We start from the raw sequence: 14855 nt of genomic DNA, 5'->3' as shown, positions 1-14855 counted from the left end.
TAATGCAACAAATTATCAATTTTGTTATACGAAACAAGACTTTCCTATTGTTTTTGTTGCTTTTTAGTGTTTCCCTAGCCCTCACCATTCAATCTCATTCTTACCATAGAAGTAAGTTTATAAATTCTGCCAGTGCATTGGCAGGTGGCGTTTACGGTACGTTCAATTCAATAGATAAATATTTCAATCTAAAAGATCAAAACAAAATTTTAGTAGAAGAAAACAAGAGATTGAGAAATGAATTATTCAATTTAAATAAACCGATAGATACCAGCTCCTTAGACAAAATACAATCGAGGCTAAATTATAGAATAACAACAGCTGAAGTATACAAAAACAGCTATTCATCGACTAATAATTACTTAACAATAAACAAAGGTAAAAAGGATAGTATAAAAGAAGATTTTGGTGTTATATCCCCTAAAGGTATTATAGGTATCATTGATAATACCTCCAACAATTATTCTACTGTTTTGTCTATTTTAAATACCAATAGTAAAATTAATGCAGAAGTTAAAGCTACTAATCATTTTGGCTCATTAGAATGGGATGGAAAATCACCTTATTTGACTCAATTGGTAGATGTTTCAAAATTTGCTCCAATTAAAATTGGGGATACGATAGAAACAGGTGGTCAGTCTGCAATATTTCCAAAAGGAATTGGTATTGGTACGATTGAAAAATTTGAAACTGACATAAGCGGTGACACATATAATATTGAAGTGAAATTATTTAATGATATGACAAATATAGGTACGGTTTATATCATTAATAATTTAGATAAAGAGGAAATTATTAACTTAGAAAGCAGCGTAGATGACTAGTTTTTCTGGTGAACTTAGTCTAAGATTTATTGCATTGCTACTAGTGCAGGTGGTTGTTTGTAATAATATTAATTTCCTGGGTTATATTAACCCATATATATACATAGTATTTATTTTTTTGTTTCCCATTCGAGACAGTAGAATTGTATTACTTCTAGTTAGTTTTTTATTAGGCATGTTAGTTGATATGTTTTCAGATTCTGGAGGTGTACATGCCGCCGCTGCAGTTACTCTAGCTTATGCTAGGCCACTCTTATTGAAAATGTCATTTGGGATGTTATATGAACATCAAAGTGTGAAATTTAGTAATACAGATATTGGTAGTCTAATTACTTATGTGGGATTAGGAACGTTATTGCACCACTTTATACTTTTTTCACTTGAAGTATTTAACATTTCCAATATACTTTTAATCCTGAAAAAGACGTTATTCTCAGGTATTTTTACCATAATCCTTAGTATATTAATAATAGTTTTATTCAGTAGGAACAAAAAATGAGAAAACTACTACTCTTAACAATTGTAATCCTGGTTGGAATAGTTTTCATTGCACGTTTATTTTACTTGCAAGTGTATGGTGGCTACGAGTATAATGTATTTGAGGACAGTGCGATTAAAAAAGAATATAATTATCCTAAACGTGGTTATGTTTATGACAGAAACGGAAAGCTTTTAGTTGCAAATCAACCATCCTACGATGTGATGGTAATTCCAAGAGACGTAGAACCCTTGGACTCAATTGAAATTGAAGAATTTTGCACTCATCTAAAAATCACTAAAGAAGACTATTTTAAAAAACTCGATAGAGCCACCAGATACTCACCTAGATTACCTTCTCCTTTCGTAGCTCAATTATCAAAAATTGATTATGCGGTGCTTCAAGAGAAAATGAGAAAATACCGAGGTTTTTATATTCAAAAACGTTCCCTAAGGTTATATCAAACTACAATTGGAGCCAACGTTCTTGGAGACATTGGTGAAGTGAATAGAAGTATTATAGCCAAACAGCCTTATTATAATATGGGTGATTTAATTGGCAAACAAGGTGTTGAAAAAACCTACGAAAAAACACTTAGAGGAGTTAAGGGTATAAAATTTATCCAGAAAGATAGATTTAATAAAGATATAGGACCATTTCAGGATGGTACCTTAGATACCTTACCTGTTCCTGGAAAGGACATAAAAATTACCATAGACTCAAAACTGCAGGCTTATGGTGAGCTATTAATGAAGAATAAACGTGGTGGTATCATAGCCATTGAGCCAGCATCTGGAGAAATACTTGCAATGGTATCAGGTCCATCATACAATCCAAATCTTTTAGTTGGAAGGAATCGGTCAAAGAATTTCACAAAACTATATAAAGATAGTATTGCTAAGCCTCTTTTTGATAGAGGATTACAAGCGATGTATCCACCAGGTTCACCGTTTAAAACACTCAATGCATTAATTGCATTACAAGAAGGGGTTGTAAATACTACCGACAAGTTTTCCTGTTCCTTAGGCTATAGATATGGCAACAGAAAAATGGGATGCCACGTTCATAGAAGTCCAGCTGATATGAATTTAGGCATTTACGAATCTTGCAACGCATATTTTGCCAATGTTTATAGAAAGATCATGGATAAATACGATAGTCCTGCTGAAGGAATGGATATCTGGAGTAAACATATAAAAAGTTTTGGACTAGGAAATTATCTTAATAACGACTTATCTGTGGGTCAACCAGGTAAAGTACCAACCGCTAAAACCTATGATAGAGGATACGGCAAAAGTAAATGGTATACCACATTCACAATTTCTAATGCAATTGGTCAAGGTGAAGTACTTGCAACTCCTATTCAATTGGCCAATATGGCTGCTGCAATAGGAAATAGAGGGTTTTATTACACACCACATATTATTAAGGACATTGAGGGAGAGTCAATACCAGAAAATTTTACTACACCTAAATATACCACCATCGACAAACAACATTTTGAACCTGTAGTTCAAGGTATGTTTGACGTTTATAATAAGGGTACAGCTAAGTGGGTTCAAATTCCTGGAATAGAAATCTGCGGTAAAACGGGTACGGCAGAAAATTTTGCAATAATAAATGGTGAAAAGACACAATTAACGGATCACTCTATTTTTGTGGCATTTGCACCAAAAGACAATCCAAAAATTGCAATTGCAGTTTTTGTTGAAAATGGTTATTTCGGTAGTCGATTTGCAGGTAGAATGGCTAGCTTAATGATTGAAAGCTATATAAAAGGTGAGATTTCAAGAACAGATATGGAAGATTTTGTTTTGAGACATACATTAAAACATGAGTATGCCAAGCCTTATTCTGATGAACCGTTCGGTATTAACAGGCAAACAACTTTAGAGACTGTTTCGCCTGAAGAATACCAAAATATTTTGCAGATTAAAGCAAATATTCCAAAAGAATAATCTATGCTAAGAGAAAATCAAAGACGATTTAAATTTGATTGGATAACCATTATCATATTTCTGTTATTGGTTGCTTTTGGTTATGTTAATATTATCTCTGCCTCGCATGTTGGAGAAATTACCAACTATTTTGATATGGGACAACCCTATGGAAAACAAACGGTTTTTATTGGACTCACCTTTTTTCTAATTATCCTAATACTATCCTTTGAAGCCAAGTTTTATGAGCGGTTTGCAAGCATAATTTATATAGTGGCCATCCTATCACTTCTTGGCTTGTTTATTTTTGGTAAAGATGTAAATGGTGCGCGGTCCTGGTATGGTATAGGCAGTATGACTATTCAGCCTAGTGAATTTGCAAAATTTGCTACCGCACTTGCTGTAGCAAAATATATTAGCGACTTACAAACTAACATGGAGACTCTAAAAGACCAAATTAGAGTTGCTGCTATTATATTTATACCTGCAATATTGATTTTACTTCAAAATGACGCAGGTAGTACTATAGTATATCTAGCATTCTTCTTTGTTTTCTACAGGGAAGGTTTACAGCAGGTTTACTTAATAGTAGCATTAGCTTTAATAATTCTTGCGATTTTATCCTTAAAATATGGATTAATTGTTACTTCTATAATTGCTACGGTAATTCTATTGGTACGCTATTTTATGAGAAAAAAGAAGCGAGCGTCACTCATCCAATATATCTTGGTTTTAGCAATAAGTATAGGTTTTGCCTACGGTGTTAAATTATTCTATGAGCATGGACTTAAACCACATCAGCAAAATAGAATAAGTCTTTGGTTAAGATTAGAGAAAGATCCCGCTAAGTTAGAACGTATGAAAAAAGCAGAAGCATACAACCTTATTCAGTCTGAACAAGCCATAAGTTCTGGAGGCACATATGGAAAAGGGTTTTTGCAAGGAACAAGAACAACAGGGAAATTTGTTCCTGAGCAACATACGGACTATATTTTTAGTACTGTTGGTGAAGAATGGGGCTTCTTAGGTAGCAGTTTTGTTGTCATTTTGTTTGTGGCTTTAATTATAAGGATATTATATTTAGCCGAGTCACAAAAGTCCCAATTTAGCAGAGTTTATGGATATGGCGTTGCTTCCATTCTTTTTGTCCATTTTACCATAAATACAGGTATGGTTATGGGTTTAATACCAACAGTTGGTATACCACTTCCGTTTTTTAGTTACGGTGGCTCTGGCCTTTGGGGATTCACTATTCTACTATTTATATTTATAAAACTTGATAGCAATAAAATAAATGAGTGGTAAAAACACATAAGATTCTCATCTATAATATTCTATTAAATTGGTTAAACAAACCAAGATAGGATTAATGCACAAGAAAATCCTGTAATCGCTAAAATTGTTGTCATCATTGACCAACTTTGAAAGGTTTGTTTTTCATTTAATCCCAAATATTTCCCAACCAGCCAAAAACCGCTATCGTTGACATGAGACATTATGCTTGCGCCTGCGGCAATTGAAATAACTAGGAGTGCTTTTTGAGGTTCTGAAATATCGTTAATCAATAATGGCGCAGTTAAACCAGCAGCTGTAATCATCGCCACAGTCGCAGAACCTTGTAAAATTCTAACAATAGCCGCAGACAAAAACCCAAATAGAATAATACTAATACCCATATCAGCGAAATAGTTAGCAAGCATTGTACCTGTGCCTGTATTTACCAATACTTGCTTAAAGACTCCACCTGCTCCAGTAATTAATATTATTATGCCAGCTGGACCAAGAGATTTTGTTGATATATCTAATAATTGAGATATTGTGAATCCTTTTTTTACTCCTAATAAATACCATGCAATTAAATTAGCAATAATCAGTGCACTAAACGGATGTCCAATCATACCTATCCAATCTAAAATAGTCTGAGAAATTGAACCTTGCTCTATCATGGGACTGTTCAAAATAGTATTCAAAACTATCAATACAATAGGTATAGCTATAATAATCATTATTGAAATTACAGGAGGTAATTGTTTATTTGATGTATTATTCTCTATTAATTCTGGAGCGACAACATTTATTTTCTTTGAAATGTAATTTGCAAATAAAGGCCCACAGAAAATAGCTGTTGGAAAACCTACAATAATTCCAAATAATATTACCCAACCTAAATCTGCATTTATAATATCTGCTACAGCAATGGGTCCTGGAGTTGGAGGAATAAAACTATGAGTTATTGCCAAACCTGCGAGCAACGGAATACCATAAAGCAACAATGATTTACCGGTTTTACGTTGAAGTGCATAAATCATTGGAACTAGTATAATAAAGGCAACATCAAAAAACACTGGAATAGCTACAATGAAGCCTGTAAGCATTAATGCCCAAGATGAATACTTCTTTCCAAACTTATTCAGTAAATATGTAGCGAGCGCTTCAGCACCACCAGAATTCTCTAGGATTGCACCAAAAATGGCACCTAAACCAACTACAACAGCCACAAATCCAAGTGTATTACCCATACCTTCTTGAATGGTTTTTATTATAGATAATGGTGGCATTCCAGATAAAACACCTACGGTGATACTTGCTAATAGTAAAGCAATAAATGCTTGGATTTTAAATCTTAGTATTAAAACCAAAAGTAAAACAACACCTACTATAACCGCACCTAAAAGTGAAAAGTCAATCATGATTGTTCCAATTAGTATGAAAAAATTCATTTTCGTTAAATCCAATTTTCTGATACGTATGGGCACCAAAATAATCTCGTTGAGCTTGTATTAAATTTGCAGGCAATCTATTGGTTGTAATTGCCACCCAATAATCATAAGCTGTGTAGAAGGTATTTAGGCTTATTCGATTTATCAAACCCGTGTTAAGTATATTAATAATGCCTGATTCATTATTCTTTAAAAAAGAAATGACTTCCTCATTATCAAGATAATTTTTACCACCTTTTAAAAGAAAAATAGAGCGTTCCATAAAATCTGATCTTATGATACATCCATTTGTCCAGATTCGTGCAATCTCAGATAAATCTAAATCCCAATTATAAGATTGAGATCCATTTTTAATGAGTTCAAAACCTTGATGATGATTTATTATTCTAGCAAACCTATAAGCAATCTCAAGATCATTCAAATCAATATTTTTATTAGAATTTTCAGATTTTATATTCTGTGATAGTTGACTACGTTTAGATTTAAATGATGAGATATATCTAGCAAATACTGCTGATGACATCATCGTGTTTACAGAACCTAAATCAAAAGCTATTTTAGAGGACCAGGATCCAGTTCCTTTATTACCAGCCTTATCTAATATAGTGTTAATTATGTATGCATCGTTTTCCTTTTTAAGAAATATCTTAGATGTAATTTCTAAAAGATAACTCGATAAATCCGTTTGATTCCATTGATTTAAGATTGAAGCTATTACATCGTTAGAATACTCTTCCTTTAGTAACGCATATATTTCTGCTAACAATTGCATTTCTACATATTCAATTCCATTATGAATCATTTTTATAAAATGACCAGATCCTTCATCTCCAACCAGAGTACAACATGGATTATTATTTTTATCCTTACCAGCTATTGCTTCTAATACTGGCGCAACAATTTCATATGCATTTTTGTCTCCACCAACCATTAGTGATGGCCCTTTTAGGGCTCCTATTTCTCCTCCTGAAACACCACATCCCAAGAATTTAACACCTTTATTTTTTAATTCCTTTTTTCTTCTGTTAGTATCCATAAAAAAGGAATTACCGCCATCTATAATAATATCTCCTTCTGATAATAACGGCAATAACTCATCAATAACTACATCAATAGCATTACCAGCCTTTATCATTATTAAAATTTTTCTCGGTCTTTCTAAAGAGCTTACAAACTCTGTCAAATCAGTAAAACCTAAAACCTCATTTTGAGAATTAACATCTTTCATAAAGTCAGAAACCATTGTTTCTTCACCTGCTGTACTTCTATTGTAAACTGAAAGTTTAAAACCTTTATTTACAATATTGAGGCCAAGACTTCGACCCATTACACCTAAACCAATAACTCCAAAAAATGATTGTTCCATTCTTATATATTTGAAATTATTTTATCAATGATTGAATCTGGATGTTCAGAAATATCTACATGAAGACCGTAATCTGGTATTTCTAAATCCTCAAATTGAGAATTCAGTAATTTAGAAGACATATAATGCCCTTTTCTATGATCCATTCTCTTTTTGATTAAATCAGCTGATCCCTTTAAAAATATCCAACAAATTTCAGTCTTAAAATTCGTACTGAGTAAAGCTCTATATTGTTCTTTTAATGCCGAACAGGCTAATACAGCGCCTTCACTTTGTGACCAGATATTTATGCTATCCGCCAATGATAATAACCAAGGTAATCTATCTTCATCGTTAAGGCTTTTTCCATCAGACATTTTATCAATGTTTTCTTGTGGATGAAAATCATCAGCGTCATAATATGGTAATCGCAATCTCTCTGACAAGCCTTTCGCAATTGTTGACTTACCAGAGCCACTAACTCCAAAAACGATTATTATCATTATTACTATTTATACACTCAGATTAGCTAGGCTCGCCTTAATAGTTTCAATTTTAGCTTTAGCGTCTGCTTCTTTTTTTCGCTCTGATGCTACAACTTGCTCTGGGGCATTATTTACAAAGCGCTCATTAGAAAGCTTCTTCTGAACGGATTTTAAAAATCCCTCAGTATAATTTAATTCCTCAGTGAGTTTTTTTACCTCAGCTTCAACATCAATACTTCCCGCCATTGGAATGAAGTACTCATTAGATTTTACCCTAAAGGTTAAAGCACCTTCCACAGCATCAGTTATAAGTTTAAAGCTACTAAGATTACCCAATTTAATTATTACCTCATCAAAGGTTGAATTGTTATTCTCATTATTGATTAATAAACAGTCAATGGTTTCTTTAAAGGCGATGTTCTTTTGTTTTCTAATATTTCTAATGCCAGAAATAACTTCAGAAGCGAAATCAAATTCATTAATTAATCCTTCATTAACTGTTGTTTTCACAGGCCACTTTGATATAATAAGAGCTTGTTCTGGTAATCGTTTATCTATATACTGCCAAATTTCTTCAGTTAAGAATGGCATAAACGGATGAAGAACTTTAAGTAAATCCTCGAAAATTGATATAACTTTTTCTAGAGTTGCCACATCAATTGGCTGTTTATAGGCTGGCTTGATCATTTCTAAAGTCCATCCACAGAAATCATCCCAAATCAATTTATAAGTTGCCATGAGTGCATCACTTAATCTATATTTACTAAAGTGATCCTCAATTTCAATTATTGTTTTTTGAAATTTCGATTCGAACCAATCGAGAGCAATTTTGCTTGAATTTGGTTGGCTAATTGTCTTATCAACCTCCCAGCCTTTAATTAACCTAAAGGCATTCCAAATTTTATTTGCAAATTTCTTTCCTTGGTCACACAATTCTTCATCGAACAACAAGTCATTACCAGCTGCCGAGCTTAATAATAATCCTACTCTTACACCATCTGCACCATATTGTTCAATAAGTTTTAAGGCATCAGGTGAATTACCAAGTGATTTAGACATTTTACGACGTTGCTTATCCCTTACCAAACCTGTGAGATATACATTCTCAAAAGGACGTTCGCCTTTAAATTCATATCCTGCGACAATCATTCGTGCAACCCAGAAAAATAAAATATCTGGTCCTGTAACCAAATCATTTGTTGGATAATAATACTTTATTTCCTCATTATCAGGATTTCTAATACCGTCAAAAACACTCATTGGCCATAACCAGGAAGAAAACCACGTATCTAAAGCGTCATTATCTTGGCGTATATCTTCCTTCTTAATAGATATACCATTCTCACTAATTTGAGAATAAGCATCATCCAAATTTTTGGCAACTACAAAATCATTTTTTCCGTCGCCATAATAGTACGCTGGTATTTGTTGTCCCCAATATAACTGACGTGATATATTCCAATCACGAATATTTTCCATCCAATGTCTATATGTGTTTTCAAACTTCTTTGGAAACAACTTAACATCTCCTGTTTTTAAGACGGCATCTATAGCTGGTTTTGCCAAATCTGTCATTTTTAAAAACCACTGATCACTTAATTTTGGTTCAATTACTGCTTTTGTGCGCTCTGATGTACCTACCTTATTAATATAATTTTCAGTTTTAACTAACTGACCAGAATCTTTTAGCTCCTTTGCAATAGCCTTTCTTACAACAAATCTATCTTGGCCTTCATAGTGCAATCCATAACTATTAAGTGATGCATCAACATTAAAAATGTCAACTACCTCTAAATTATGTTTATCACCTAAAACTTTATCGTTTTCATCATGTGCTGGTGTAACCTTTAAACAACCAGTACCAAACTCAATATCCACATACTCATCTTCAATTATTGGTATAACTCTATTACAAATTGGAACAATTGCTTTTTTCCCTTTAAGGTGAGTGAATCTTTCATCATTTGGATTAATGCAAATCGCCGTATCACCAAAAATTGTTTCTGGTCTTGTCGTTGCAATTGTCAGGGTTTCGCCACTTCCTTCAACTTTGTATTGTAAATAATATAACGAGCCTTGTTTTTCAACATATTCTACCTCTTCATCTGATAATGTAGTTTTTGCCTCAGGGTCCCAATTTACCATTCTAAATCCTCGATAAATAAGTCCTTTGTTATATAAATTGATGAAAACATCTATTACTGCTTCAGACAAATCATCGTCCATAGTAAATTTTGTTCTATCCCAATCACAAGAACAACCTAACTTTTTTAATTGTTCTAGAATTACACCTCCATATTCCTCAGTCCAATCCCAGGCATGTTTTAAAAACTCATCTCTAGTTAGGTCATTTTTATCAATACCTTGATGTTTCAGTTTAGCTACTACTTTTGCTTCTGTTGCAATAGAGGCATGATCTGTACCAGGCACCCAGCATGCATTCTTACCCAATAGTCTAGCTCGTCTAATTAATACATCCTGAATCGTATTATTTAGCATATGGCCCATGTGTAATATTCCTGTTACATTAGGAGGAGGAATAACAATGGTATAAGGTTCTCTTTCGTCTGGAACAGAATGAAAATAATTGTGCTCCATCCAATAGTCATACCACTTCTTCTCTACTGACAATGCATTATATTTTGATGGGATTTCCATATTTTGGTATTATTTTTGCTAAGTAACTGACAAAAGTACTTATATTTCTTTTTTTGAAAAACTATTAGTGTACATATATGCGTCAATACAGTGAAATACTGTTAAATACAATGCATTACATCTAATTAATTTTGTTGACATTAAAAAAGTAAGTAGTTTTATAATATCAATTTAAAATTTAAATGATGAAAAAATTAATAGCAGTTTTATTTCTAGGAATGATGAGCCTTGGACTTTATGCTCAAGACAAAAAAGTCGCAAAGATTGAGTTTAAAACAGAAATCATTGATTATGGAACTATTGAAAAGGGTGCTGATGGTGTAAGAGTATTTGAATTTACAAATACAGGAAATGCTCCATTGATTATATCTAATGTTAAGTCTACTTGTGGATGTACAGTACCTAAAAAACCGAAAGAACCAATTATGCCAGGTGAAACTGGTGAAATTGAAGTAAAATATGACACTAACAGAGTTAATCCAATTAGAAAGACAATTACAGTAATTTCTAATGCAGAAAGACCTACCGTAGCACTTAAGATTAAAGGTTTGGTTGTAGACCCAAGTAAAACGAGTGTCTTAGAAAAGAAAAGTAAAAGTATGATTGAGCAATAAGTCAATCAGCAAATATTAAGTTACATGAGCTCTCAATTTGAGGGCTCATTTATTTTAAAAGCGTCATCTAACCTAAACTTAAATAGCATATTTTGACCATTCCGTTCAATTCGCAACCTAATTGGCTTACCTGTTTTACCATGCAGAATTCTGTTAATTTCAGGTAGTTTAAAATCATAGGCTTGCTTACTATTAATATTTATTAAAACATCACCTACTCTTAATCCGGATTGATAAGCATTAGAAGACTCCCTTAACTCTACAATTTTATAGGCTGGTTTCAATTTCATAATATAATTAATCGTGAAATTAATCTGCACTGAATTATCGTTTCTATTATCACCAAAATTATCATAGGAGGGCATCCTAATTTCTTCATTAACAAAAACAGAACCGTTGTGTTCTAAGACAATACCACTGTTATTATAAGTAAATGCATCTTTAAAATAACTATTCTTCTTCAAGTATAATCTGCTATTGCTGTAGTCAAAAAACAGATTAAAACGTTTTAAAATATCACCACCTAAACTACCATTTCTTTCTTTAAAAATTTTGGTTTTGTCTATTGATGTTGAATCAGGGAATGCAACATTTGCCTTTGATAGCATAAAATCACTTATTGTAAATTGCTCTACTTTAGATCGCTTTCCATAAACTGAGCCACTTAATCCTTGCCCTAAATAGTCATGAAAAATCATATTTTTCTTAGATAATAACCCCAAAGATTTATCTTCAAAAAGCCATAATGCGTCACTACTGCCAGTGTCAATTAGTAACTTAACATCTTGTTGTTGTTTATCTACTGTAACCTTTGTATCAATAAAGGGCTTTCTGCCATGAATTGACATTGGTATTGATTTCCATTTTTTTGAGTTCTTAGGTTTAAATGAATTGACTTTATGTAATCTCAAATATTTTGAACTGTAATTAACTTCTACCACGAAATCCTTGAACACATCATATCCAATAATGCCATGAACTGGTACTCCTAATCTTGGAGTAAAATTTATCGCTTCATCAAAAACAACATATAGATCCTGATTGACACTACCAACATTACCAATTTTAAAAGTATTCTGGGTAGATCGTAGAGCCTTAAGTTTACCTTCTGCACCTAAGCCATGTAAATAAAATGTCTTCGCATTTTTTAAGTCTATAGAATCTCTTTGAGATAAATTGAAAAGAATAGGTTTACTAACTCCTGTATCTAATATAAAGGACAATTCTACACCATTAACTTCAATAGGAATTATAATAAGATTGCTTATAAACTCAAAGTTTATGCGTTCACTAACATCATCATTTAAAATAAAATTATCTTGAGCATTTAAATGAAGTATATTAAATGAAAAGAAGAAAAATTTTATACAAAAGTAAAAAAGCCTCAATACAGCTGTGATTTTATTTTAAGTTACGAATCTTTAACTTAAGACATTTTTTAATTGTAATTTTTTAAATAAACTTTAAGAAATTTCAGAACTTTGTAACCTAAAAAATCTGTAAATGCCAGAAATTTCGAAAAAAGGACATAACATGCCTCAATCACCAATTAGAAAATTGGTACCCTATGCCGAAGAAGCCACTAAAAAGGGAAAAAAGGTTTATTATTTGAATATTGGACAACCTGATATTAAGACTCCTACAATTGCCATGAATGCGATTAAGTCATCTTCATTGGATATTTTAGCATATTCAAGATCTGAAGGGTCTGAAGAATACAGAAAGAAAATTGTAAAATACTATCTACACAATAATATTGACCTTACGCATAATGACATAATTGTAACAACAGGAGGTAGTGAAGCATTGTTATTTGCATTTGGAAGTATTATGGACGAAGGTGACGAAATAATTATCCCTGAACCATTCTATGCAAACTATAATGGTTTTTCAACATCCTCAGGTATAAATGTAGTCCCTGTAATATCAAAAATTGAAAACAACTTTGCATTACCTCCAATTGAAGAATTTGAGAAACTAATTACTCCAAATACCAAAGCAATTTTAATTTGTAATCCAGGTAACCCTACAGGATATCTTTATTCAAAAGAAGAAATTAAAAAATTGGCTTCTATCGTTAAGGAACATGATTTGTTTTTAATTGCTGATGAGGTCTACCGCGAATTTGTTTACGATGGTATTGAACATTATTCTATTCTACAAGAATCTGGATTAGAAGAACATGCCATTGTAGTAGATTCTGTTTCTAAGCGTTATAGTATGTGTGGTGCTAGAATTGGTTATTTGGTTTCAAAAAACAGAGACGTCATAAAAACGGCATTAAAATTTGCACAGGCAAGACTGAGTCCGCCCACATTGGCACAGATAGCAAGTGAGGCAGCATTAGATACGCCTCAGAGTTATTTTGATGATGTAATCACTGAGTATGTTAAGCGACGAAACATTCTTACAAGTGAACTTGAAAAAATAGAAGGCGTTACAGTAGCAAAACCGAATGGCGCATTCTATTGTATTGCGGAATTACCAGTTAAAAATTCTGACGACTTTGCACGTTGGCTACTACAATCATTCGACTATAATAATAATACTGTAATGGTAGCTCCAGCTGCCGGATTTTACTCTACACCAGGTGTTGGTCAAAATCAAATTCGTATTGCATATGTTTTAAATGAAGAAAGTCTCAGAACTGCTGTAAAAATTTTAGCAGAAGCACTAAAAGTATACAAGGATTAATGAAAATTGAGCAAAACATTTCATTAAAACCATACAATACTTTTGGTATTGATGTCAACGCCAAATCATATTGTAATATTTCATCAATTGATGAATTAACCCAGTGTTTAGAAAAGTACAAAGAAGAAAAACTATTCATATTGGGTGGAGGAAGCAATATGCTACTTACCAAAGACATTGAAGCTTTAGTAATCCATATTAATCTTAAAGGAATAAGCATAGTTGAAGAAAATGAAAATTGGGTAACGGTTAAAGCAATGGCAGGTGAAAACTGGCATGAATTTGTACTATGGACGTTAGAGCAAAACTATGGTGGTGTTGAAAATCTATCATTAATTCCTGGAAATATTGGTACTGCACCTATTCAAAATATTGGTGCCTATGGTGTTGAGCTTAAAGATGCCTTTGTTAGTTGCGAGGCAATTGATATTAAAAATCAAAAGTTAAAGACCTTCACTAACGAAGAATGTAAATTCGATTACCGAGAATCTATCTTTAAGCAACGGTTAAAAGGAAAGTATATAATCACAAGTGTTAATTTAAAACTCTCGAAGAAAAATCATAAACTTCATTTAGATTATGGTGCTATCCTTGACCAATTGCATTCATCAAGCATAATAGATCCAACAATACAAAACGTATCTGATGCTGTAATAAATATTAGGCAGAGTAAATTACCAGACCCAAAGGAAATAGGTAATAGCGGAAGCTTTTTTAAAAACCCCGTTATTTCAAATGAAAATTTTAATGAACTTAAACTAAATTTCCCAGAAGTTCCCTCATACAAAGTTTCTGACACTGAAATTAAAATTCCAGCAGGTTGGCTAATTGAAAAAGCTGGCTTTAAAGGAAAACGATTTAATAATTACGGAGTACATCAAAAACAAGCCCTTGTTTTGGTAAATTATGGCGATGCCAAAGGAGATGATATTCATAAACTAGCATTACTAATCAAAGCTACAGTAAAGCGTATTTTTAAAATTAATATTGAGACTGAGGTGAATATTATATAATACAAAATTCACAGCCAAACGTGTGACTTTTGAATCTAGAATAATTTCTTAATATGCTATTAATCAAATTTTTATGAAGGAAAAAAT

Annotated in this window: 12 protein-coding genes; 7 read left to right on the top strand and 5 right to left on the bottom strand. The window is 32.5% G+C overall.

Annotated elements, in window-relative coordinates:
• Window positions 1–2 precede the first annotated feature (2 nt).
• From mreC to rodA, 4 genes are read left to right on the top strand one after another with little or no spacing between them, the layout of a single operon-like run.
• Window positions 3–824 carry a rod shape-determining protein MreC gene (mreC, locus tag DUZ96_RS03915; RefSeq protein ID WP_114300652.1) on the top strand — a complete coding sequence of 274 codons (822 nt, stop codon included), beginning with the start codon at window positions 3–5 and terminating at the stop codon, window positions 822–824.
• Window positions 817–1323 (top strand): rod shape-determining protein MreD, encoded by a 507-nt coding sequence (locus DUZ96_RS03910; RefSeq protein WP_114300651.1) that lies wholly within the window; start codon window positions 817–819, stop codon window positions 1321–1323. The genes mreC and DUZ96_RS03910 overlap by 8 nt, the downstream gene beginning before the upstream one ends.
• Window positions 1320–3260 (top strand): penicillin-binding protein 2, encoded by a 1941-nt coding sequence (gene mrdA, locus DUZ96_RS03905; RefSeq protein WP_114300650.1) that lies wholly within the window; start codon window positions 1320–1322, stop codon window positions 3258–3260. The genes DUZ96_RS03910 and mrdA overlap by 4 nt, the downstream gene beginning before the upstream one ends.
• Before the next feature lie 3 nt (window positions 3261–3263).
• The gene (gene rodA, locus DUZ96_RS03900) at window positions 3264–4544 is read left to right on the top strand and encodes a rod shape-determining protein RodA (RefSeq protein ID WP_114300649.1); all 1281 of its coding nucleotides are present in this window, start codon (window positions 3264–3266) and stop codon (window positions 4542–4544) included.
• Window positions 4545–4585: 41 nt separating this feature from the next.
• Here the strand turns inward: rodA and DUZ96_RS03895 are convergent, their stop codons facing one another.
• From DUZ96_RS03895 to DUZ96_RS03880, 4 genes are read right to left on the bottom strand one after another with little or no spacing between them, the layout of a single operon-like run.
• Entirely contained in the window at window positions 4586–5929 is a 1344-nt protein-coding gene (locus DUZ96_RS03895) for a GntP family permease (RefSeq protein ID WP_114300758.1), read from the bottom strand.
• On the bottom strand, window positions 5922–7325 hold the full coding sequence (gene gnd, locus DUZ96_RS03890) for a decarboxylating NADP(+)-dependent phosphogluconate dehydrogenase (RefSeq protein ID WP_114300648.1): 1404 nt from the start codon (window positions 7323–7325) through the stop codon (window positions 5922–5924). The genes DUZ96_RS03895 and gnd overlap by 8 nt, the downstream gene beginning before the upstream one ends.
• A gap of 2 nt (window positions 7326–7327) precedes the next feature.
• Window positions 7328–7807, bottom strand: coding sequence for a gluconokinase (locus tag DUZ96_RS03885; RefSeq protein WP_114300647.1), 480 nt, complete (start codon window positions 7805–7807; stop codon window positions 7328–7330).
• Window positions 7808–7816: 9 nt separating this feature from the next.
• Window positions 7817–10447 (bottom strand): valine--tRNA ligase, encoded by a 2631-nt coding sequence (locus DUZ96_RS03880; RefSeq protein WP_114300646.1) that lies wholly within the window; start codon window positions 10445–10447, stop codon window positions 7817–7819.
• A 185-nt stretch (window positions 10448–10632) separates the two neighbouring features.
• Here DUZ96_RS03880 and DUZ96_RS03875 point away from each other — a divergent pair, with 185 nt between their 5' ends.
• Window positions 10633–11061, top strand: coding sequence for a DUF1573 domain-containing protein (locus DUZ96_RS03875; RefSeq protein WP_114300645.1), 429 nt, complete (start codon window positions 10633–10635; stop codon window positions 11059–11061).
• A 32-nt stretch (window positions 11062–11093) separates the two neighbouring features.
• On the opposite strand, the gene DUZ96_RS03870 is transcribed toward DUZ96_RS03875, so the two are convergent.
• Entirely contained in the window at window positions 11094–12449 is a 1356-nt protein-coding gene (locus tag DUZ96_RS03870) for a pepsin/retropepsin-like aspartic protease family protein (protein WP_181855221.1), read from the bottom strand.
• 115 nt (window positions 12450–12564) lie between these two features.
• Between DUZ96_RS03870 and DUZ96_RS03865 the strand changes: the two genes are divergently transcribed.
• Complete coding sequence (locus DUZ96_RS03865; RefSeq protein WP_114300643.1) at window positions 12565–13755, top strand: pyridoxal phosphate-dependent aminotransferase; 1191 nt, start codon at window positions 12565–12567, stop codon at window positions 13753–13755.
• Window positions 13755–14768 carry a UDP-N-acetylmuramate dehydrogenase gene (gene murB, locus DUZ96_RS03860; protein WP_114300642.1) on the top strand — a complete coding sequence of 338 codons (1014 nt, stop codon included), beginning with the start codon at window positions 13755–13757 and terminating at the stop codon, window positions 14766–14768. The genes DUZ96_RS03865 and murB overlap by 1 nt, the downstream gene beginning before the upstream one ends.
• Window positions 14769–14855 lie beyond the last annotated feature (87 nt).

This window comes from Winogradskyella sp. KYW1333 (assembly GCF_003335675.1).
GTDB lineage: Bacteria > Bacteroidota > Bacteroidia > Flavobacteriales > Flavobacteriaceae > Winogradskyella.
The sequence above is the reverse complement of the archived record's forward strand: the minus strand, read 5'-3'. Positions and strand labels throughout refer to the sequence as shown.

Coding starts and splice junctions, on each gene's coding strand:
- mreC (WP_114300652.1), top strand. CDS start 3: ATGCAACAAATTATCAATTTTGTTATACGAAACAAGACTTTCCTATTG.
- DUZ96_RS03910 (WP_114300651.1), top strand. CDS start 817: ATGACTAGTTTTTCTGGTGAACTTAGTCTAAGATTTATTGCATTGCTA.
- mrdA (WP_114300650.1), top strand. CDS start 1,320: ATGAGAAAACTACTACTCTTAACAATTGTAATCCTGGTTGGAATAGTT.
- rodA (WP_114300649.1), top strand. CDS start 3,264: ATGCTAAGAGAAAATCAAAGACGATTTAAATTTGATTGGATAACCATT.
- DUZ96_RS03895 (WP_114300758.1), bottom strand. CDS start 5,929: ATGATTGACTTTTCACTTTTAGGTGCGGTTATAGTAGGTGTTGTTTTA.
- gnd (WP_114300648.1), bottom strand. CDS start 7,325: ATGGAACAATCATTTTTTGGAGTTATTGGTTTAGGTGTAATGGGTCGA.
- DUZ96_RS03885 (WP_114300647.1), bottom strand. CDS start 7,807: ATGATAATAATCGTTTTTGGAGTTAGTGGCTCTGGTAAGTCAACAATT.
- DUZ96_RS03880 (WP_114300646.1), bottom strand. CDS start 10,447: ATGGAAATCCCATCAAAATATAATGCATTGTCAGTAGAGAAGAAGTGG.
- DUZ96_RS03875 (WP_114300645.1), top strand. CDS start 10,633: ATGAAAAAATTAATAGCAGTTTTATTTCTAGGAATGATGAGCCTTGGA.
- DUZ96_RS03865 (WP_114300643.1), top strand. CDS start 12,565: ATGCCAGAAATTTCGAAAAAAGGACATAACATGCCTCAATCACCAATT.
- murB (WP_114300642.1), top strand. CDS start 13,755: ATGAAAATTGAGCAAAACATTTCATTAAAACCATACAATACTTTTGGT.